The sequence below is a fragment of the Flavobacterium sp. genome (assembly GCF_044361015.1).
Taxonomy (GTDB): Bacteria; Bacteroidota; Bacteroidia; order Flavobacteriales; family Flavobacteriaceae; genus Flavobacterium.
The window spans coordinates 39,374-60,611 of record NZ_JBIKJL010000002.1 but is presented as its reverse complement, the minus strand read 5'-3'; the positions used below and the strand labels follow the sequence as shown (position 1 = coordinate 60,611).

Annotated in this window: 17 protein-coding genes; 11 read left to right on the top strand and 6 right to left on the bottom strand. The window is 33.9% G+C overall.

Annotated features, from left to right (window positions below; all coding sequences use genetic code 11):
* The first annotated feature begins 72 nt into the window (after positions 1–72).
* The 7 genes from topA (at position 73) to ACIQ2Z_RS01345 (ending at position 9,725) form a co-directional block, all read left to right on the top strand.
* On the top strand, positions 73–2,589 hold the full coding sequence (gene topA, locus ACIQ2Z_RS01375) for a type I DNA topoisomerase (protein WP_396182373.1): 2,517 nt from the start codon (positions 73–75) through the stop codon (positions 2,587–2,589).
* A gap of 3 nt (positions 2,590–2,592) precedes the next feature.
* Positions 2,593–3,735, top strand: coding sequence for a formimidoylglutamase (locus ACIQ2Z_RS01370; protein WP_396182372.1), 1,143 nt, complete (start codon positions 2,593–2,595; stop codon positions 3,733–3,735).
* Positions 3,736–3,939: 204 nt separating this feature from the next.
* A complete protein-coding gene (gene gldK / locus ACIQ2Z_RS01365; RefSeq protein WP_396182371.1) occupies positions 3,940–5,361 on the top strand; it encodes a gliding motility lipoprotein GldK in 1,422 nt (473 codons plus the stop codon).
* A 55-nt stretch (positions 5,362–5,416) separates the two neighbouring features.
* The gene (gene gldL, locus ACIQ2Z_RS01360) at positions 5,417–6,055 is read left to right on the top strand and encodes a gliding motility protein GldL (RefSeq protein WP_396182370.1); all 639 of its coding nucleotides are present in this window, start codon (positions 5,417–5,419) and stop codon (positions 6,053–6,055) included.
* Between the two features lie 40 nt (positions 6,056–6,095).
* A complete protein-coding gene (gene gldM, locus ACIQ2Z_RS01355) occupies positions 6,096–7,646 on the top strand; it encodes a gliding motility protein GldM (RefSeq protein WP_396182369.1) in 1,551 nt (516 codons plus the stop codon).
* Between the two features lie 49 nt (positions 7,647–7,695).
* Entirely contained in the window at positions 7,696–8,610 is a 915-nt protein-coding gene (gldN, locus tag ACIQ2Z_RS01350) for a gliding motility protein GldN (protein ID WP_396182368.1), read from the top strand.
* A 62-nt stretch (positions 8,611–8,672) separates the two neighbouring features.
* A complete protein-coding gene (locus ACIQ2Z_RS01345; RefSeq protein ID WP_396182367.1) occupies positions 8,673–9,725 on the top strand; it encodes an NAD(P)/FAD-dependent oxidoreductase in 1,053 nt (350 codons plus the stop codon).
* Here the strand turns inward: ACIQ2Z_RS01345 and ACIQ2Z_RS01340 are convergent.
* On the bottom strand, positions 9,722–10,111 hold the full coding sequence (locus ACIQ2Z_RS01340) for a DUF983 domain-containing protein (protein WP_396182366.1): 390 nt from the start codon (positions 10,109–10,111) through the stop codon (positions 9,722–9,724). The genes ACIQ2Z_RS01345 and ACIQ2Z_RS01340 overlap by 4 nt on opposite strands.
* Before the next feature lie 66 nt (positions 10,112–10,177).
* Here ACIQ2Z_RS01340 and ACIQ2Z_RS01335 point away from each other — a divergent pair, with 66 nt between their 5' ends.
* Together ACIQ2Z_RS01335 and ACIQ2Z_RS01330 are read left to right on the top strand one after the other, a co-directional pair.
* Positions 10,178–12,091, top strand: a complete 1,914-nt coding sequence (locus ACIQ2Z_RS01335; protein ID WP_396182365.1) for an ABC-F family ATP-binding cassette domain-containing protein — start codon at positions 10,178–10,180, stop codon at positions 12,089–12,091.
* Between the two features lie 7 nt (positions 12,092–12,098).
* On the top strand, positions 12,099–12,485 hold the full coding sequence (locus ACIQ2Z_RS01330) for a DUF4345 domain-containing protein (RefSeq protein ID WP_396182364.1): 387 nt from the start codon (positions 12,099–12,101) through the stop codon (positions 12,483–12,485).
* On the opposite strand, the gene ACIQ2Z_RS01325 is transcribed toward ACIQ2Z_RS01330, so the two are convergent.
* Positions 12,478–13,626: a peptidogalycan biosysnthesis protein gene (locus tag ACIQ2Z_RS01325; protein ID WP_396182363.1), complete on the bottom strand. Its 1,149-nt coding sequence runs from the start codon at positions 13,624–13,626 to the stop codon at positions 12,478–12,480. The genes ACIQ2Z_RS01330 and ACIQ2Z_RS01325 overlap by 8 nt on opposite strands.
* Before the next feature lie 87 nt (positions 13,627–13,713).
* Between ACIQ2Z_RS01325 and ACIQ2Z_RS01320 the strand changes: the two genes are divergently transcribed.
* Positions 13,714–13,989: a 4a-hydroxytetrahydrobiopterin dehydratase gene (locus tag ACIQ2Z_RS01320; protein ID WP_396182362.1), complete on the top strand. Its 276-nt coding sequence runs from the start codon at positions 13,714–13,716 to the stop codon at positions 13,987–13,989.
* Here ACIQ2Z_RS01320 and ACIQ2Z_RS01315 read toward each other — a convergent pair.
* From ACIQ2Z_RS01315 to ACIQ2Z_RS01300, 4 genes are all read right to left on the bottom strand, one after another.
* Complete coding sequence (locus ACIQ2Z_RS01315; RefSeq protein WP_396182361.1) at positions 13,986–14,474, bottom strand: DUF1761 domain-containing protein; 489 nt, start codon at positions 14,472–14,474, stop codon at positions 13,986–13,988. The genes ACIQ2Z_RS01320 and ACIQ2Z_RS01315 overlap by 4 nt on opposite strands.
* 89 nt (positions 14,475–14,563) lie before the next feature.
* Positions 14,564–15,868 (bottom strand): TolC family protein, encoded by a 1,305-nt coding sequence (locus ACIQ2Z_RS01310; RefSeq protein ID WP_396182360.1) that lies wholly within the window; start codon positions 15,866–15,868, stop codon positions 14,564–14,566.
* Positions 15,869–15,877: 9 nt separating this feature from the next.
* Entirely contained in the window at positions 15,878–18,973 is a 3,096-nt protein-coding gene (locus ACIQ2Z_RS01305) for an efflux RND transporter permease subunit (protein ID WP_396182359.1), read from the bottom strand.
* Between the two features lie 5 nt (positions 18,974–18,978).
* On the bottom strand, positions 18,979–20,046 hold the full coding sequence (locus ACIQ2Z_RS01300; RefSeq protein ID WP_396182358.1) for an efflux RND transporter periplasmic adaptor subunit: 1,068 nt from the start codon (positions 20,044–20,046) through the stop codon (positions 18,979–18,981).
* Positions 20,047–20,353: 307 nt separating this feature from the next.
* Here ACIQ2Z_RS01300 and ACIQ2Z_RS01295 point away from each other — a divergent pair, with 307 nt between their 5' ends.
* Complete coding sequence (locus ACIQ2Z_RS01295; protein WP_396182357.1) at positions 20,354–21,208, top strand: Two component regulator three Y domain protein; 855 nt, start codon at positions 20,354–20,356, stop codon at positions 21,206–21,208.
* Positions 21,209–21,238 lie beyond the last annotated feature (30 nt).

Below are 21,238 nucleotides of genomic sequence, written 5' to 3'. Positions count from 1 at the left end.
AATTTGGTTTTTATTTTTCAAAAATTAATAATTAAAAAAAAACCATACTTTTGTCACCAAACAAAAACGTACATGGCAAAGAATTTAGTAATCGTTGAGTCACCTGCAAAAGCAAAAACCATCGAAAAATTTTTGGGAAGTGATTTTCAGGTTGAGTCCAGTTATGGTCACATTGCCGACCTTCCTTCGAAAGAAATTGGAGTTGATGTCGAAAATGATTTTAGACCTAAATACGAAGTTTCTCCAGAAAAAAAGGCGTTGGTAAGCAAACTGAGAACATTAGCTAAAAGTGCTGAAATGGTTTGGTTAGCAAGTGATGAAGACCGCGAGGGAGAAGCTATTTCTTGGCATTTAGCCGAAGAATTAAAATTAGATCCAAAAAAAACTAAACGTATTGTTTTTCATGAAATTACTAAATCTGCCATTCAAAAAGCAATTGAAAATCCACGAGGAATAGATTATAATTTAGTTAATGCTCAACAGGCACGAAGAGTTTTAGATCGATTAGTAGGTTACGAATTGTCGCCTGTACTTTGGAAAAAAGTAAAAGGGGGACTTTCTGCCGGAAGAGTGCAATCTGTTTCTGTGAGACTTATTGTGGAACGGGAACGTGAAATTCAAGATTTTAAAGCCCTCGCATCCTATAGTGTTTCGGCTGAATTTTCAACTGAGGCAGGAAAAATAGTAAAAGCTAAGTTGTCCAAAAACTTCTCGACTAAAAAAGAAGCAGAGGATTTTCTTCAAAAAAATATTGGTTCTACTTATAAGTTGTCGGAATTAGAAACTAAACCAACTAAAAAAACACCTGCAGCTCCTTTCACAACTTCAACTTTGCAACAAGAAGCCGCTCGTAAATTATATTTACCGGTTGGAATTACGATGCAAATAGCTCAACGTTTATATGAAGCCGGACATATTACTTATATGAGAACGGATAGTGTGAACCTTTCTCAGGAAGCTATGGTTGCTGCACAGGCTGAAATTACACGTTCCTATGGAAAAGAATTCAGTAAGCCTAGAAACTTTACAAATAAATCCAAAGGAGCTCAAGAGGCACACGAAGCTATTCGTCCAACGGATATGTCGAAGCATACCTTAAACATTGACAGAGATCAAGCAAGGTTGTATGATTTAATTTGGAAAAGAACCTTGGCCTCTCAAATGAGTGATGCCGAATTGGAACGTACGAATGTTAAAATAGAAGCGAATTATCATTCCGAACATTTTTCTGCAACCGGAGAAGTAATCAAGTTTGAAGGTTTTTTAAAAGTTTATTTAGAAGGTAGCGACGATGACGAAGAAGAACAAGAAGGAATTTTGCCCGCCATGAAAGTGAATGAGAAATTGATAAATAATTCAATCACGGCAACAGAACGTTTTTCAAGACCGGGTGCTCGATATACAGAAGCTTCCTTAGTGAAGAAATTGGAAGAACTTGGTATTGGTCGTCCGTCAACCTATGCTCCAACTATTTCTACCATTATCAACAGAAATTATGTTGAAAAAGGTAATTTTGAAGGACAAGAACGAAAATACAACCAAATAACATTAAAAGGAAGTGACATTAAATCAGTAGTTCTTTCTGAAAATAGTGGGTCAGATAAAGGAAAATTAGTGCCAACAGATATTGGAATAATTGTAAATGACTTTTTGGTTAAAAATTTTGCTACCATTTTAGATTATAATTTTACTGCCAAAGTGGAACAGGATTTTGATGAAATTGCTATAGGAAATGAAGATTGGACAAAAATGATGCGTGATTTTTACAATCATTTTCATCCGAATGTATTAGATGTAGAAGAAAATGCGGATAGAGAAAGCGGAGAAAGAATTTTGGGTAATGATCCAAAAACAGGTAAACCGGTTTCTGTTCGTTTAGGTAAGTTTGGTCCAATGGCACAGATTGGTGATATCGATGATGAAAATAAACAATTTGCCAGTTTAGGGACAGAACAGAACATCGGAACGATTACTCTAGAAGATGCATTGAACTTGTTTTTGTTACCCAAAAATTTGGGTATATATAAAGGAGAAGAATTAGAAGTGAATAATGGTCGTTTCGGACCCTATGTTCGTTTCGGAAAAATATTTATTTCCTTGCCAAAAGGGGAAGACCCATTAGACGTCTCTTTGGAAAGAGCTCAAGAGTTAATTGATGAAAAAAATCAAGCTGATGCTCCTATTGGAACCTATGAAGGATTACCTATTCAAAAAGGAGTGGGGCGTTTCGGACCTTTTATTAAATGGAACGGGATGTTTATCAATGTAAGTAAAAAATACAATTTTGATAAATTAGCACAGACAGATTTAAATGAGTTGATTGAAGATAAACAACAAAAAGAAATTGATAAAGTAATCCATGATTGGAAAGCCGAAGGAATAAAGGTAGAGAAAGCACGTTGGGGTCGATCAATTATTACTAAAGGGAAAATAAAAATCGAATTGAGTAAAGACATTGATGCTGAAAAATTGACGTTGACGCAAGTTCATGAATTAATTGAGAAAAAATCTCCCGCCAAAAAAACATCAGCCAAAAAGACTGCGACTAAAAAGGCTGTAACCAAAAAGACAACAATTAAAAAGAGATAATTCATGGCATTTGATTTTTTAGAACCGGTTTCTGCTGTCGTTTTAGATTTTGTAAAAAAGCTGAACATGCAATCACTTGGTAAAAAAGTTGTTTTTCATACGAAAGAAGATTTTCCGGATTTGAATACTGCCAAAATTGCAATAATTGGTGTTTTGGATAACCGCGGTAATAGTAATGCTTTAAACGTAGATTTAGATTTTATTAGGAAAGAATTTTATGCTTTATTTTCAGGTAATTGGGAATCATCAATCATAGATTTAGGCGATATACCGCAAGGGAATACCCAAGAAGACACCTATTATGCAGTTGCCAAAATAGTTTCGGAATTAATTAAGAAACAAATTTTACCAATAATATTAGGTGGTTCTCAGGACTTGACTTATGCCATGTATAGAGGTTATGATCAGTTAGATCAAATGGTAAATTTGGTAGCAATAGATAGTAAATTTGATTTTGGAAAAGAGGAGGTATTAAACACTTCCGAATCTTTCCTCTCAAAAATTATCATTAATGAACCAACAAATTTATTTAATTACAGTAATGTAGGATTTCAAACCTATTTTAATTCGCAAGAAGAAATAGATTTAATTGAAAAATTATATTTTGATTGTTTTCGTTTAGGAGAAGTTTCAACAAGTCCAGCAATTGCAGAGCCGGTCTTTCGTGATTGTGATTTAGTTTCTTTAGATTTAACAGCTGTTAAATCATCAGATTCAGGAAATTTCAATATATTTACGCCGAATGGTTTTAATGGGAAAGAAATTTGTGCTTTATCCCGATATGCCGGATTAAGTGATAAGGTAACATCATTTGGGATTTTTAATCAGCATAATTCAAAAAATGAAAGTGTGTTAATCGCACAAATTATTTGGTATTTTATAGAAGGATACAATTATAGGTCTTTAGAATCTCCAAATCAAAATACTTTTTTAAAATATATAGTTCCTATCGATGATTTAGAACTTGTGTTTTTTAAAAGTCCTAAAACGGAAAGATGGTGGATTGAAATACCTTTTTTTACAAATTTTAATAATAAATTTAAAAAAAATGCGTTATTGCCATGTACACATGAAGATTATTTGCGAGCTTGCGACCAAGAAATTCCTGATAGATGGTGGAAAGTTCAAAGAAAGAACTTAATTTAAACGAAAGATAAGTATTACATATTTAATAAAAAAGCGCTTTTCGTCGATAATTTATGTATTTTATCGATTTTTTTCTTTTCAGATAATATGTTTCTTATTAGTTTTGACTAGAAAATAAAAAGTAGAAGAAATAATTGCATTTTAAAAAAATTATAAATAGGTTTACGGCCTTAAAAATTCGAGTATATGATAACCCAAATTTATATGAAGAAGTTTATCGCATTATCAACTATTTTAGTTGTATTGGTTAGTTGTGGTTCCAGCGACAAAGGAGAGCTTGTAGGAGTTCGAGGTAAAAAGTGGAATCCAGAGAAACCTTACGGAATGTCATTAATTCCTGGTGGTGCTTACATTATGGGAAAATCAGATGATGATCCCGCCAATGTGCAAGATGCACCAACTAAAACTGTAAGTGTTCGTTCATTCTTTATGGATGAAACAGAAATCACGAATAGTGAATACAGACAATACGTTGAATGGGTAAAAGATTCTGTTACCAGAATGAAATTAGCTGTTTTAGCTGATGAATTAGGGCAAACATCTGCTACTGCAGGCGAAAAAGGTGGTGGTAAAAAAGGTGGAGGAAGCATTGGGGATTATGCGTTTTCAGATGCAGATCCTGAAAAAATGACTCCTTATGACAAATACATGTATGAAAATTATTACAGTATTGGAACTGATGATAATCCTTATGAGGGAAGAAGATTGAACAGAAAAGTGAAATTAATTAATGAAACTTCAAAATATCCTGATGAATATTATGTTGAAGTAATGGATTCAATGTATTTACCGGTAGCTGAATCATTCAATGGTTTACGTACTATTGATGTAAACAAATTAGAATTCAGTTATTCCTGGATGGATATTCAAGCAGCGGCTAAAGCAAAAACTGGCAAAAGATCTGATTTTATAAGAAAAGAAAAAGTAAAAATATATCCTGATACAACTTCTTGGATTAAAGATTTTGCTTATTCTTATAATGAACCAATGCACAATGATTATTTCTGGCACCAGGCTTACGGTGATTATCCTGTAGTAGGTGTTTCTTGGAAACAAGCAAAAGCATTTTGTGCTTGGAGAACTTTAAATAAAAACATCTACATTAAATCAAAGAAAAAGAAACAAAATTATATTAATACCTTCCGTTTGCCAACTGAAGCGGAATGGGAATATGCTGCAAGAGGCGGTCTTCAATCAGCAACTTATCCATGGGGAAGCAATTATGCTAAAAATGACAGGGGTTGTTATTTAGCTAACTTCAAACCAAACAGAGGTGATTATGCTGCTGATGAAGCATTGTATACAGTAGAAGCAAAATCGTATGAGCCAAATAATTATAATTTATATAATATGGCCGGAAATGTTTCAGAATGGACAGATTCGTCTTATGATGCAGCATCTTATGAATATATGTCAACAATGAACCCAACGGTAGGTGATTCAAAAAACAAACGTAAAGTTATCCGTGGTGGTTCATGGAAAGATGTGGCTTACTTCCTTCAAGTGAGTACCAGAGATTATGAATATGCTGATTCTGCAAGAAGTTATATCGGATTCAGAACGGTTCAAGATTACATGGGAACTCAAGTCACCGGAAATGCGAAAAAATCCGGTAGAGCTAAATAATTAGAATTATTAACCAACTTTATATAATTAACTTAATCAACTAAAATTTATTATTATGGCAATTTTAAGTAAAAAAACAATGAATTTTGCTTATGGAATGGGAGCTGCGGTTGTAATCGTAGGTGCTTTATTCAAAATTATTCACTTTGAAATCGGGCCTTTAACAGGGAACGTAATGTTAACAATCGGTCTTGTTACTGAGGCTATTATTTTTGCATTATCTGCATTTGAACCGGTTGACCAAGAATTGGATTGGTCATTAGTATACCCTGAATTAGCTGGTGGCGAGGCTAAATCTAACAAATCTGTAAAAGAAGATGCTCAAGGTTTATTATCACAAAAATTAGATACTATGCTTAAAGAAGCTAAAGTTGACGGTGAATTAATGTCAAGTTTAGGAAACAGTATCAGAAATTTCGAATCTGCTGCTAAAGGAATTGCACCTACAGTTGATTCAATGGTAGGTCAGAAAAAATACAGCGAAGAATTGTCAATGGCTGCCGCTCAAATGGAATCATTGAACAGTTTATATAAAGTACAATTAGAAAGTGCTTCCAGAAATGCTGAAGCTAATAAAGAAATCGCTGATAATGCAGCAAAATTAAAAGATCAAATGCAAGCTATGACAGCAAATATTGCTTCGTTGAACAATGTTTACGGTGGTATGTTGTCTGCAATGGGAAATAGAGGATAATTAGTTTTATCAATTTAAAAACACTTAAAAACTAATTACAATGGCAGGAGGAAAATTAACCCCTAGACAAAAGATGATTAACCTGATGTACCTGGTTTTCATCGCTATGCTTGCACTTAATATGTCCAAAGAAGTTTTATCTGCTTTTGGATTATTTAATGAAAAGTTTGAAAAATCGAATATTTCAGCAGTTCAAACGAATCAACAAATCATGGATGCTTTAAATCAAAAAGCTACCGATGATGCCGCGAATTTCGCAGGTCCAAAGAAAATTGCTGATAAAGTAACCTCTTTAACAAAAACTTTTTATGATTATGTAGGAGGTTTAAAATCTACAATTACTGAAGGTGTTGAAATAGATGAAGAAACAGGTAAACTTCCTTACGAATCTATGGACAAAGCCGACGCAATTGACAACAATTGGTTTAAAGGTGACGACTATACCGATAAAGGTAAAGAAGTTGTAGCTACAATCAATAAGTATAGAGACGATATGAAAGCTGCTATAGGAACAGATAAAAAATATGCTCCAATTATTGCGGATTTAGAATCAAAATTTAGCACAGCTGACGTAAAAGACAAAGAAGGTATTACTAAACCGTTTTTGGATTATCATTATAGAGGATTCCCTGGAATTGCATCTTTAACTAAGTTAACAGCTATGCAATCTGATGCAAAAAATGCAGAGTCAAACGTATTGAATGCTTTAATTGGGAATACTGCTATCGCTCAATCTTCAATGAGTAAATACAAAGCTATTGTTGTTTTGGATAAGTCTGCTTTCTTTCAAGGAGAAACCGTAACAGGTCGTGTGGTATTGGGTCGTTATGACGAATCTACAGTTCCTACTAATGTTGTGGTAAACGGAAATAAAGTAAACATCGAGAAAGGTATGGCAATGATTAAGTTTGGTGCCGGTAGCATTGGAGAACAAAAAATCGGTGGTAAATTCACTTTTATGGAAGATGGTAAACCTATTGAAATTCCTATTGAAGGAAATTATGTGGTAGTTCCTCAACCAAAAGAAGCTACAATTTCTGCAGATAAAATGAATGTGGTTTACAGAGGGGTTGTTAACCCAATGACGATTTCATTCGCCGGTATTTCTGATAATAACGTAACTGCATCAGCTCCTGGTTTATCTAAAGCATCAGCTCCAGGTAAATATAATATGAGTCCTGGTCAAGGTACTGAAGCAATCATCAGTGTAACAGCAAAATTACCTGATGGAAAAACTGCTAATTCAAAGAAAACATTCCGTGTAAAAGGTATTCCTGCACCAGTAGGAGCTATCGGAGGGGAAATGTATACGGTAAAAGGTGCTAAATCTAGATTAGAAGTTTCTCAAGTAACTGCAAAATTACCTGATTTTGATTTTGATGTTAAACTAAACGTAACATCATTTACATTCAAAGTTCCCGGTCAAGCAGCAGTTATTGTTTCCGGAGACAGAGTAAATGCCCAGTGTAAAGCAGCTTTAGCAAGAGCAGGTAGAGGAGACGTAGTTACGATTTCTGATATCAAAACACAATTGGTGGGTTCTCCTATTATGTTGCCAAGAACCGCCCCAGTAATTTTTGAAATACAATAATTAGGTAAGATTTTCGTTATTTTCTTAATTAACCTACAAATTATACACAATGAAAATGAATAAAGTTATAGCGTGCATGTCGGTTTTGTTGATAACCCAAATGGGTATTGCACAATCCAATTTATTGAATGCTAAATCACCAAGTGAAATTGGCAAAAAAACCGTTGCTCAAGAAGAGAGTGATAACGACAAACCGCTTCAATACGGTTACGTGAATGATAGAGACGTATTAATGGGTAAAATGGTTTGGGAAATCATCGATTTAGATGAACGTGTAAATTTGCCACTTTATTTTCCTATTGATACAGCTAATATTGGAAAAGACAGACGTTCTTTATTTGATGTGTTTATTAAAGAAATCAAAAGCGGAAAAATTACTGAAGTATATTATGATGATTATTTTAATACCAAAAAATCATTAAAAGATATGGCATCTTCTTTTACTTACATTGATACAACCAATGCCGGTAGAGAAGAAATAAACACCTATTTTGATGATTATAAAGCCGGTAGAAAAGTATTAGATCTTCAGTACATTGACAAAAGAGAATTAAGTTCTATAGATGTATCAGGTTATAAAATTAAAGGATATTGGTATTTTGACAAACGACAAGGTGAAATGAAATACCGTTTATTAGGTATTTGTCCGGTATCTCCTGAGGCTCGTGAAATAGGTGTTGACAATCCGGATGTAATTGAATTATTCTGGGTTTATTTCCCTGCTACACGTGATGTTCTGCATGAATGGAAAGTTTTCAATAATGAAAATTCTGCCCAGTCAATGACATTTGATCATTTATTAAATTCACGCCGTTTTAGTGGTGTAATTTATAAAGAAGAGAATGTATACGGAGACAGACAAATTATGGAATACATGAAGGATAATGCCTTAAATCAACTTTTAGAATCTGAAAGAGTGAAAGAAAAAATCAGAGACTTTGAGCAAGATATGTGGAATTATTAATTCATAAAATAAAATACTATTAAAACTCTTACTTCACGGTAAGAGTTTTTTATTTTTGTACAATGAAAGATTATTTAATAGTTGGCTCCGGTTTAGCCGGAATTGCTTTTGCAGAATTTGCTATTCAAAACAATAAAACGATTACTGTTTTTGAAAATTATTCACAAAATTCCTCTCATGTTGCGGGTGGCTTATATAATCCTGTTATTCTTAAACGGTTTAGTGAAGTATGGAAAGCACAAGAGCAAATTTCATTAGCCCAAGATTTTTATGGTGTTTTGGAAGTTAAATTAAACACGCACCTTGATTTTAAAGTGCCAATTTATAGAAAGTTGTTTTCCATCGAGGAACAAAATAATTGGTTTGTTGCTACTGATAAACCAAATCTTGCTCCTTTTTTAGCTACGGAATTAAAGTACAATAAATACAACGGAATTGATTCTCCATTTGGTTTTGGCGAAGTTTTACAATCAGGATATGTTGATACTGCTTTATTACTAAATGAATATCAAAATTATTTGGCGAATCTTGGTTTTTTACTCAAAGAATCCTTTGTTTATGGTGATTTAGATGTACAAAATGAATTTATTGTCTATAAAAATGTAAGATACAAGCAGGTTGTCTTTGCGGAAGGATTTTGGATGCACGCTAATCCATTTTTTTCTAATTTACCACTTGATGGAACTAAAGGGGAATTATTAGTCATTAGAGCTCCTGAGTTGAAACTCGATGTAGTCATTAAATCATCCGTATTTATTTTGCCCATTGGAAACGATTTATATAAAGTAGGAGCAACTTATAATTGGGAAGATAAAACACCAACACCCACAGCAGCAGGAAGAAATGAATTATTAACTAATTTGAAGGCACTGGTACATTGCGATTTTGAAGTTGTTGACCATTTAGCCGGTGTTAGACCAACGGTGAAAGACAGAAGACCAATGGTAGGTACTCATCCAAAACACCCAAATCTCCATGTATTAAATGGATTAGGAACCCGAGGTGTAATGCTGGCACCGGCAATGGCTAAAGCGTTATTTGAAAATATTGAAAATCAAATTCCTTTGGAAAAAGAAATTGACATCAAAAGGTTTAAAAAAATTTGTTGGGATTAACGTTGCTTATTTTTCCAATCTTTATCGAAATGGATAAACAGGTTAATCCAAATATTTCTTGAAAGACGTAAAATAAGTGGATAAGTAAGAATTAAAGTAATTACAATAGCAATAAAAGAATCAATTAATCCTAATCCGATAAAAACATTTGAAATTATAAAGGCAGCAACACCAAAAGCTATACTCAATCCATAACTAACATACATCGCTCCGTAAAAAAAGGAAGGTTCCATTTTATATCGAGTGCCACAATGAGTACAAGTTTCATGCATATTAAATATTTTACTCACGATATATGGATTTTTTTCTAAATACATACTTTCTTCTTGGCATTTAGGACAACTTCCTGTTAAAATGCTATTCAATTTGGATCCTTTTTTTAACATTTGTAAAAATTTTATACAAAGGTATCTTTTTCACAAGTTAACCAATGTAACATTTGTAACAAAATTATGCTAAACATACACAATTTATCGGTTTCCTTTGGAGGAACATTTTTATTTGAAGAAGTAACCTTTCGTTTGGGTTCAGGAGACAGAGTTGGATTAGTGGGAAAAAATGGTGCTGGTAAATCAACTATGCTTAAAATTTTAGCAGGTGATTTTAAACCTGATTCTGGAAGTATCGCTACAGAGAAAGAAGTAAAGATGGGTTTTCTAAGGCAGGATATCGATTTTGAACTGGGAAGAACCGTATTAGAAGAAGCTTACCAAGCTTTTGAAGACATTAAGAAAACGGAAGTCAGAATAGATCAAATCAATCATCTATTGGCCACCCGTACAGATTATGAAAGTCAAACGTATTCTGAATTAATTGATGAATTGAGTGATGTTACGCATCATTTTGAAGTATTAGGTGGTTACAATTATGTGGGTGATACTGAGAAAATTCTGTTAGGTTTAGGTTTCAAAAGAGAGGAATTCAATAATCAAACGGATACTTTTTCAGGAGGTTGGCGGATGCGGATTGAATTAGCAAAACTGCTTTTACAATCCAACGATATTTTGCTTCTCGATGAGCCAACCAATCACTTAGATATTGAAAGTATAATTTGGTTAGAAGGGTTTCTTAGAAATTTTCCCGGAGTAGTGGTCATCGTTTCGCACGATAAAATGTTTTTAGATAATGTGACGAATCGAACCATCGAAATTTCGCTGGGAAAAGCATATGATTTCAATAAGTCTTATTCACAATATTTAGTTTTGCGAGAAGAAATTCGCGAAAAACAATTGGCAACTCAAAAAAATCAAGCTAAAAAAATTGAAGAGACTGAAAAGTTAATTGAAAAGTTTAGAGCGAAAGCTTCAAAAGCTTCCATGGCTCAATCGTTAATTAAAAAACTCGATAAAGTAGAGCGAATTGAAGTCGATGAAGACGATAATTCAGTAATGAATATTTCATTTCCTGTTTCGCAAACACCAGGAAGAGTAGTCATCGAAGCAGAAAATGTGACCAAAGCCTATGATGATAAAATCATTCTAAAAGATATTTCGTTGTTAGTAGAACGTGGTAGTAAAATTGCCTTCGTAGGTCAAAATGGTCAAGGAAAATCGACTTTTATCAAAGCCATTGTAAACGAATTCAAATACCAAGGGTCAATCAAATTAGGTCATAATGTGCAATTGGGTTATTTTGCCCAAAATCAGGCAGAATATTTAGACGGCGAAATTACGTTGTTGGAAACCATGGTGAATGCGGCAAAAGACAGTAATCGTTCTAAAGTCCGCGACATGTTAGGGTCATTTTTATTCCGCGGTGATGATGTGGAAAAAAAGGTAAAGGTCCTATCCGGTGGAGAACGAAACCGTTTGGCATTATGCAAATTATTGTTGCAACCCATTAATGTTTTATTGATGGATGAGCCAACCAATCACTTAGATATTAAATCAAAAAACGTTTTAAAGGCAGCCTTAAATAAATTTGAAGGAACGTTATTGTTGGTTTCACACGATAGGGATTTTTTACAAGGAATGGCAAATACGGTATATGAATTCAAAGACCAAAAAATCAGAGAATATTTAGGAGACATAAACTTTTTCTTAGAGCAACGTAACGCCATGAACATGCGTGAAATTGAAAAAAAAGATGTGGTAGCGAATTTAAATTCCAATAAGGAAAATAAAACGGTTTTGTATGAAGATCAAAAAAAGAATAAATCGCTTCAAAATCGCTTAAGTAAAATTGAAAGTCAAATCAAGCAACTGGAAATTGACATTCAAAATGATGATAAAGCATTGATGTCAAATTATGACAAACATATTGAAGACGCTAGTTTTTTTATGGCCTATAATAAAAAGAAACAGGAGTTGGATAAATTATTAGAGGATTGGGAAGTTATTCAGGGTGAAATAGATGCTTTAAACTAGTGGCAACATGATTCTTAAAAATTTACATTTGATTATTTCAGTGCTAATTGTTATTCCCGCAGCACTTTTTTACGGATTATTCCCAAATGAAACAGCACCGATTTTATTTGATTTTGAAGTTCAATCTACTGATTTAAAGAATGTGTTTCGAGCTATTTTGGGATTGTATTTGGCTTTTTCGACTTTTTGGATTATGGGAATACTAAAGCCTGATTTTTGGAAAATGGCCACACTTTCTAATTTTATATTTATGATTGGATTAGTAGCTGGTAGAATGTTGAGTATGATTTTGGATGGCATTCCTTCTCCGGCTTTTTCTTATGGTATTATTGGCGAATTGATTTTAGCGATTTTTGCCTTATATCAATACCGAAAATATAAAAATTCTATATAAACGGATTTCGCTCTTGCCAATCTGTTTTAGGTTCCAAATAACAGAATAACTGTTCCATTTTTTTGTTGATTAGCACATTTGAATGCTGCATAAATCCATACATTTCTAACGGTTTTGCACCAACAGAACTTTTGATTTCCAAAGCTGTTCGGGCAAAAACAATTTCTTTAAAGCCTTGGTTGATTGAATAGGCAATCATATCATACAGCATATTTAAATACAACATTTTTTCACGTTGAATTTTTTCATCATAACCCAAAAAATAGGTATCCATTTGGGTCCCGTTTTTAATTAAGGTATTGAATCCAATTAAGGAGCCATTTTCAAAATAACCATAAAATAAAAAATTGTCTTTCAGTTTTTCTTTCATAACCCGAAAGTGATTTTTGGCCAGGAAAAAAGTGTTAAACGGAGCATTTTGAGCGACATGATGATACAAGTCATAAATGGTTTCTTCCGAGGCGATGATATCCTTTAAATCCATTTTTTGTTTATGAATTCCTGTTGCTTTTTTACGACAGCGTTTGTATTGGTCTCTGTATTTTTTTGATAAGGAGGCAATATAATCATCAAAGGTATGCCAGTGGTCACAGGAGCAAAAAACCATATTAGGTTGGGTTGTAAAACGATAAAAAGATTGAAATTGCGGTGCAGAAAAATGAAGTTGCTCTTTTTCTTCAAAATCTTTTAGGGTTGTTAAATGCACACTGAGCCCTTTCTGTTTTAGTATTTTTTTGATTTCATCCATTGCTTGATAAAGTACTTCTGTTCCTTTAGCGGAATCAATTTTTTCTGAAAACAGATAAGCATTTTGACCGGACAACATGTTATTTCCAAGGAGTAAAACATGTGAACAAAAGTTTCTGAAGATTATATTCCGAAAAAATGTTTTAACACACTTGTCGCGTTCACCAAACGATTCCAACTTATTTAAATCTAAAAATTGAGATAAGGCTATACCAACCAAGTTTTTGTTTTCAAAAATACCAATAAAAAAACAGCTCATGTTTTGAGGAGCTGATTCTTCCAACACTTCTAAATAGAGGGTCGATAAAAATATATTCGAGGAAGCTAAGCTATTCCATTGGGATGGTAATTGCTTAGCCGATTCGTAAATGCTAAAAGTATACGCTGAATTCAAAGACAAATTGTTATAAAAATAAGTTGATAAAGTTAAAGTATGTTGAAAAAATAATAATCTTATTTAACTTTATATAAATATTTGATTATGATTTTAAGTACTGTTACACTTCAAAAAAAAATAAAGGAAATAAATCGTTGGGAATTTAAAGATAATAATTTGGAGAAATTGTATGTTTTTAAAGATTTCTTAGAAGCTTTAGCATTTATTGTTCAAATAGGGTGTCTTTCTGAAAAACAAAACCATCATGCTGAAATTTGGAATTTGTATAATAAAGTAACCCTCCGTTTATCAACTCATGATGCAGGAGGGGTTACTGATAAAGATATTAAATTAGCAGCGGCAATTGACAAGTTGGCTTAAACCCAACCACAAACAATGGCTCCCATAATAGTCATGCTAACGGTCCAATAACCGGCGTGAATAAAAATATATTTCCATGATTTTCGTTCAAACAAACCATTGATGGCTATCATCGGAAAAGCCAAAAACAATCCGGACATAAATCCGTGTAAAGCTCCATGCTTAAAGGTTCTGAATACGGTGCCATAATCAGCCATAAAAGCTGCATACGAAGGTTTTGCACTGTCAATGAAGTCAGGGCCACCAATCATTCCTAATGGACCAAATTGATGCACACATAAAACTTGTAAAATCATCGCAAGCAGGACAGAAAAAACAAAAGTTAACCCAAATATTTTGAGCATACTTCCTTTTTTTAATTCTTCCTCGGTTAAACCGGTTTCTTTCATCCAAGCATTTCCAAAAAGAACTGGACTATACCAAATTGAACCCACAACAAGTGTGGTTAGTGCTGCTACTAAAATAGCATAAAAATTCATTTCCATAAGTTAAAAAGTTATTGTTTAGTGTATCAAATGTAAAATATAAATGAATAACTTGTTTTTAAATTGGCAATAAAATGAATTTCAAAAAGTTAAAAGGATAAGTTTCCGGCAATTTCTTTTAAACTGATTTCGGTTTGTTTTGCCAACAATTCTGCATTGGTTAAACGAATTATCGCATTGGCATAATTCACTTGAGCAGTTCTGAATTCAACTGGAGATATAGTCCCAATTTTAAATTTGTCTAAAGTGATTTCTAAATTTTGACGGGCAATTTTTTCGTTCTTTTGTTCCATTTCCAATAAGGCTAAATTGGAAAGATACGATTGGTAAAAACCGGAAATTTGTGCATTAACCGCTAGCTTTTGTCTATCAATCTGCAATTGGGTATTTTCCAATTGAATTTTAGACGTTCGTTCATTTCGATTTTGATTGAATCCGTCAAATATATTGATAGAGGCTGTAAAACCATAATTAAAGTTTTGCCCGGAAGTCTGCGTTATGAATCCAAAAGGAGATTCAGATCGAATGAAATTATATCCTGTTGATAAACTCAAACTTGGGTATCTTGCTGCTTTTACTTGCTTAAGTTCGTATTCCTGAATCTTTTTATTGATGTATTGTATCTGTAATTCCGGATTTTGTTCTTGGGCTAATGCAAGCAAGTCGGTTAATTTTAATGTTTCATCAATTAAAATAACATCCGTTACCTTAAAATCTGTTTCTGAGGGGCGAACAAACAATTGATTCAAAGCGATTTTTGATATGGCATATTGCTCCTTTAACCTGATTTTTGCGGAAACATCTGCATTATAATCCACTTCGGCATTCAGCACTTCTAATTTTGAAGCTTTACCAATGGTGAATCGTGTTTGTGCTGTTTTTAATCGGAATTCGGAAACAGCGATAATACTGTCTAAACTTCTAATCAAATGTTGTTGATTGACCAAAATATAATAGGTGTCATATACTTCACTGACTTTTGTAAGCACGTTTAATTTTAATTCAGTTTCACCTAATTTTTGAATTTCTTTCAATTGGTTGTGCCGTGCAAACATGCTGAAACCATCAAAAATGGTCCACTCTAAGCCAACACCGTAAATTAGATTTAAATTTTTTGCTCCGTCAATTTCAATTTCGTTTCCGTTAGCTTGTGTTTGCTTGGTGTTTAAAATGGTGTTATTATTAGTAACAATTCCATTCACTCTTGGCAGCATTCCGGCATTTCCCAAGCTTACATTTTCTTCATTTATTTTAACTTCGTTTTTTGCTATACGAAGGTCAAAATTATTCTCTAAAGTAATGGCAATCGCTTCTTCTAAGGTTAGAACAGTTTGTCCAACAGCAAAAAAAGGAAGTCCTATTAGAAATATTATTATATATTTAAAATTTTTCATAAGTTCAAATTAAACAGACTCACGGTCAAATTGATCAGCTTGGTCTAATTCAGTCCGGTGTTTCTTTTCACGCGACCACATCAGGTAAATGGCAGGAATCACATAAAGGGTTAAAATTAACGAGAAAATAGTTCCTCCAACAACTACAATTCCCATTCCCATTCTACTCTGAGAAGCAGCCCCTAACGAAATGGCAATTGGCATCGCTCCTAAAGCTAAGGTCAAACTGGTCATCAAAATCGGTCGAAGGCGAGATTCAGAGGCTTGCATAACCGCTTCATATTTTGTTTTTCCTTGTTCGCGAAGTTGGTTGGCAAATTCAACAATTAAAATTCCGTTTTTGGTTACCAATCCAATCAGCATCACGGTTCCAATCTGGCTGAAAATATTCCACGTTTGTCCGAAAAGCCAAAGGGAGAATAAGGCTCCGGCAACAGCCATTGGTACAGTTAAAATGATAATAAACGGATCGATAAAACTTTCAAATTGACCGGCTAAGATTAAGAAAATTAATAATAATGCCAAACCAAAAGCAAACATGGTGTTGGAATTACTTTCCGCAAAATCACGTGATTCGCCTCCTAAGTCGGTTGTAAAGGTTTCGTCCAGCACTTTTTCTTTGATGCGTTCCATGGCTTCAATTCCGTCGCCAATACTTTTTCCCGGAGCTAAACCTGCCGAAACAGTTGCCGCCATATAGCGGTTATTGTGAAACAATTGAGGCGGACTGCTTTGCTCGTCAATGGTCACTACATTGTCTAATTGTATCAATTGACCGGTATTATTTCGAACAAAGATTGCTGCTAAATCCAATGGTTGGTCGCGGTCTTTTTTATCAAATTGTCCGATTACTTGGTATTGTTTTCCGTTCATTAAGAAATAACCAAAACGTTGCCCGCTTAACGATAATTGAATGCTTTGGGCAACATCGAGTACAGAAACACCCAATGATTCCGCTTTTTCGCGATTGATTGTAACATAGATTTCAGGTTTGTTGAATTTTAAGTTTACATCGGTAATTGAAAAAGTCGGTTCTTTAGAGGCTTCTTCCATGAATTCCGGAATTTTTTCCCTTAGCATTTCAAAGTTTTTCGCTTGAATGATAAACTGAACGGGTAATCCTCCTCGTCTGTTTACAGAAATCGTGGGTTGCTCGGAAACGGATGTTTTGGTGTCAGTAAAACCTTTGGTCAATTTTGTTAATCGGTCAGCAACTTCTTTTTGCGAAGCATCTCTATCTTCAGGATCAACTAAGGAAAGTCTGGCAAAACCTCTGTTAAGCGAACCAGCACTAAATCCGGGGGAAGTGACAATCAAACTTATTTTTTTCTCAGGAATGGAATCAGTTATCAATTGCGACAAGTCTTGCATAAAGCGATCCATGTAATCGTAAGTGGCGCCTTCTTGTCCGGTAACATTTACAAGTATCATACTTCGGTCATCATACGGAGCCGTTTCTTTTTGTAGAATGTTGTAAAACAAGACTGATAATCCCAAACAGATAATCAGAATTGGAAAACTCAACCATTTTCTCTTCATGAATTTACCCAACGAGTTGGCATAGCCTTTATTTAAATTTTCATAAAAAGGTTCGGTCATTTCGTAGAATTTCGAACGTTTTTGTTTCCCGCCTTTCATCAAATAAGCATTCAACATGGGTGTTAAACTCAAGGAAACAAAGGCCGATATTAAAACTGCCGCACCAATCACTATTCCAAACTCTCGGAATAATCTTCCCACAAAGCCTTCTAAAAATATGATGGGAAGAAATACTGCTGCAAGGGTAATGGAAATAGAAATTACAGCAAAGAAAATTTCATTGGAACCTTTGATGGCGGCTTCGATTGGCGACATGCCTTCTTCTACTTTCTTGAAAATGTTTTCGGTGACTACAATACCATCATCTACTACCAATCCGGTTGCTAAAACAATTGCCAACAAGGTAAGTACATTGATGGAAAAACCAAAAATGTACATAATGAAAAAAGTAGCAATTAAGGAAACGGGAATATCAATTAATGGACGAAAAGCAATGGCCCAATCTCTAAAGAAAAGATAGATTACTAAAGTTACCAAAAGTAAAGAAATAAATAAAGTTTCAGCTACTTCTAAAATAGCTTTTTTGATAAAAATGGTTGTATCAATCGCTACATTCAGTTCAAAATCTTTTGGTAAATCTTTTTTCAGTAATTCGTATTGTTTGTAGAATTCTTCTGAAATATCTAAATAATTGGTCCCCGGTTGTGGTGTAATGGCTAGTCCAATCATGGTTTGGCCGGAATCACTCAACCTGGTTTCCAGGTTTTCTGCTTCAAGGCTAGCTTTGGCAACATCCGACAAGCGAACAATTTTATCTTCTTCTGATTTTACAATGATGTTGTTAAAGTCTTGTTCAGTAGATAAATTACCAAGTGTTTTTACGGTTAATTCAGTATTGTTTCCTGTCAGCTTTCCAGAGGGTAATTCGACATTTTGTTTGTTCAATGCCGTTAGTACATCAGAAGCAGTGCAACCATAAGCAGAAAGTTTAATTGGGTCAATCCACAAACGCATGGCATATTTTCGCTCACCCCAAATCCGAACACTACTAACACCCGGTATGGTTTGCAAACGTTGTAAAATAACATTTTCAGCATAATCGGTAAGCTCCAAAACATTTTTATTTTCACTCTTCATGGTCATTGTCAGAATCGGGTCGGAGTCAGCATCAGCTTTTGAAACTACAGGTGGCGCAGTTAAATCTTGCGGCAAATTTCGAACGGCTTGCGAAACTTTATCACGCACATCATTGGCGGCTTCTTCAAGGTTTTTTCCCAGATTAAATTCGATGGAAATGACACTGGTGCCTTGTGCACTAGTAGAGGAAATGTTTCGAATCCCATCGATGGAATTAATTGCCTTTTCAAGTGGTTCCGTTATTTGCGATTCTATAATATCCGCGTTGGCACCCGTATAATTGGTTTGAACGGTAATTTGTGCCGGGTCAATGGAAGGAAACTCACGAACGCCCAAATAAGTGTAACCAATGATTCCAAAAAGGACAATCATCAGATTCATCACAATGGTTAAAACCGGTCGCTTGATGCTTAAGGTTGATAAACTCATGCGATTTAGTTTTTAGGTAGTGTTACGTTTAGTGGCGTTCCTTCTTTTAAAGCCATGATTCCGGATATGATGACCGTATCACCTGGTTTTAATCCGGCAGTGACTAGAATTTCTTTTTCTGTTCGAGCTTCTGTTTCTATAATTACTTCTTTAGCCATTCCTTTCGAAGAGATGAATACTTTTTTTCCGTTTTGAATCGGTATAATAGCCTCCGTTGGGACAAGTAAGGCATCGTTGATGTCATCCAAAGGCAAGGTGATATTAGCATAGGTGCCGGGAATTAATCTTCCTTGTTTGTTGTCTGCTAAAGCTCTTATTTGTAATGTTCTGGTGGATTGTTCAATGGCAGATTCCATAGCATAAATTTTACCCGAAAACTTTTCATTGGAACCGGAGGTTGTAAAACTTAAATCCGAATTTAGCTTCATTAATGTGGCATATTTTTCCGGAATGGAAAATGTTATTTTCACCTGTGCATTGTTCACCAGTTTTGCAATTAGTGTGGTTGGTGTTACATAAGTTCCGGGAGAAATAGACCGTAAACCGATTTTTCCGGAAAAAGGTGCTACAATCGAAGTTTTAGCAATTTGAGCTTGAATTAATTGGGTTTGTGCTTGCGTGGATTGTAATTCTGCTTTGGCAACATCATATTCTTCCTGACTTATGGCTTCCTTTTCTAAAAGTAATTTGGCTCTTCGTTCGTTTTCAGAAGCTAAGGATTGTCGGGTTTTGGCTTGCGACAATTGAGCTCTTAATTCGATATCGTTGACTTTGATTAACTGTTGTCCTTTGGTTACGCTTTGCCCTTCTTTAAAAAAAATACCTTTTACAACGCCTGAAACTTCACTGCGAAGTTCAATTTGTTCGTTAGCATCAATGGTACCTGACAAAGTTAATTCATTCGAAAATTTCTGAGGAGTTAAAACAAGACCTTTGACATTGGTAGCCATTTTTGGAGCGGCACTTTTGCTATTGTTTTTTTCGTTTTGTGATTTATTGCTTGTTATTCTATAAACTATTAACGCTAGTAATCCCATTGAAAGCAGAATTATAAAGATGTTTTTAAATTTCATAAGGTTATGCTTGTTTTTTGTGTTTGTAAAATTTATAGCTTACAAATTTACCTTTTCTAAAACCAAAGGTTTAGGGTTAATTGTTATTTAACAAAATATTTAGTTAATTTTTATAGTCTTATAAAGAGTGGGTTTTGTTTTTACTTAAATAGGTTTCTAAAAAACAGAAAGTACCTAGTGCAGTTTGTCGATAATTGTAAGTAAAAACTATAAAAAATTAATAAAAATATGTATTTCATCGATTATATATGTATTATAACGTAAAAGTAACTACATTTACTCCATCAAACCCAAATTTAATAAACTTATGAAAACAATTACTACTACATTCTTTGTGTTTTTCATTTCATTTCTCGCTTTAGCAGAGGTTTCTGTTGCTGAAAAAGAGGCTTTAGTTAAATTTTATCACGCAACAAATGGTAATCAATGGAAAAAAACATGGGATTTAAAAGCGGCTACTTCTACTTGGTATGGTGTGAAAATCAAAGACAACAAAGTAGTTGGTCTTGAATTGCCAAACAACAAATTAAAAGGCCAAATTCCTGCAGAAATTTCTAATTTAAAATATTTAGAAACTTTAGATTTATTTAAAAACGAATTAATGGGTAGTTTGCCGGCTTCAATAGGTGAATTACAGGCGTTGAAAACATTAAATGTTTCGTTCAATCGTTTAACCGGTTCAATTCCTGTAACGATAGGAAATGCAAAATCATTAAAAACGATTGTGTTATACATGAATTCTTTAACAGGTGGATTGCCAAATGAAATTGGGAATTTAGCTCAATTAGAAAATTTATCATTATATAACAATATGCTTGAAGGTGAATTGCCTAAATCATTATTTGGATTAAAAAATTTGAAAGTTTTAATGTTAAACAGCAATAACTTCTCTGGTAAATTAAGCTATGAAGTTGAAAATTTAAAAGCTCTTGAAAACTTAAGTTTATTTGAAAATAACTTTGTAGGACAAGTGCCTTTTGAGTTAGAGAATTTAAGCAAATTAAAAGAAATGAATATTTCCTATAACAAGTTCAATGGATTAATATCGTATACATTAGCTAAAAAAGATACTTTCCAAATGACGATGTTAAACGAAAAAGGATTAGCGGTTCGTTTACCGTTGGTTACTGACAATACTGGAGTAGTAGGTACTCCGGATTAATTTCCAATACAAATACCAATAACCCAAAAA

Bases quoted from the DNA above. Each gene is read 5' to 3' on its own strand.
- ACIQ2Z_RS01315 (WP_396182361.1), bottom strand. From the start codon at position 14,474: ATGGAAATGAATTTTTATGCTATTTTAGTAGCAGCACTAACCACACTT.
- ACIQ2Z_RS01300 (WP_396182358.1), bottom strand. From the start codon at position 20,046: ATGAAATTTAAAAACATCTTTATAATTCTGCTTTCAATGGGATTACTA.
- ACIQ2Z_RS01295 (WP_396182357.1), top strand. From the start codon at position 20,354: ATGAAAACAATTACTACTACATTCTTTGTGTTTTTCATTTCATTTCTC.
- ACIQ2Z_RS01345 (WP_396182367.1), top strand. From the start codon at position 8,673: ATGAAAGATTATTTAATAGTTGGCTCCGGTTTAGCCGGAATTGCTTTT.
- ACIQ2Z_RS01340 (WP_396182366.1), bottom strand. From the start codon at position 10,111: ATGTTAAAAAAAGGATCCAAATTGAATAGCATTTTAACAGGAAGTTGT.
- ACIQ2Z_RS01370 (WP_396182372.1), top strand. From the start codon at position 2,593: ATGGCATTTGATTTTTTAGAACCGGTTTCTGCTGTCGTTTTAGATTTT.
- ACIQ2Z_RS01305 (WP_396182359.1), bottom strand. From the start codon at position 18,973: ATGAGTTTATCAACCTTAAGCATCAAGCGACCGGTTTTAACCATTGTG.
- gldM (WP_396182369.1), top strand. From the start codon at position 6,096: ATGGCAGGAGGAAAATTAACCCCTAGACAAAAGATGATTAACCTGATG.
- ACIQ2Z_RS01335 (WP_396182365.1), top strand. From the start codon at position 10,178: ATGCTAAACATACACAATTTATCGGTTTCCTTTGGAGGAACATTTTTA.
- ACIQ2Z_RS01320 (WP_396182362.1), top strand. From the start codon at position 13,714: ATGATTTTAAGTACTGTTACACTTCAAAAAAAAATAAAGGAAATAAAT.
- ACIQ2Z_RS01330 (WP_396182364.1), top strand. From the start codon at position 12,099: ATGATTCTTAAAAATTTACATTTGATTATTTCAGTGCTAATTGTTATT.
- topA (WP_396182373.1), top strand. From the start codon at position 73: ATGGCAAAGAATTTAGTAATCGTTGAGTCACCTGCAAAAGCAAAAACC.
- gldK (WP_396182371.1), top strand. From the start codon at position 3,940: ATGAAGAAGTTTATCGCATTATCAACTATTTTAGTTGTATTGGTTAGT.
- ACIQ2Z_RS01310 (WP_396182360.1), bottom strand. From the start codon at position 15,868: ATGAAAAATTTTAAATATATAATAATATTTCTAATAGGACTTCCTTTT.
- gldL (WP_396182370.1), top strand. From the start codon at position 5,417: ATGGCAATTTTAAGTAAAAAAACAATGAATTTTGCTTATGGAATGGGA.
- gldN (WP_396182368.1), top strand. From the start codon at position 7,696: ATGAAAATGAATAAAGTTATAGCGTGCATGTCGGTTTTGTTGATAACC.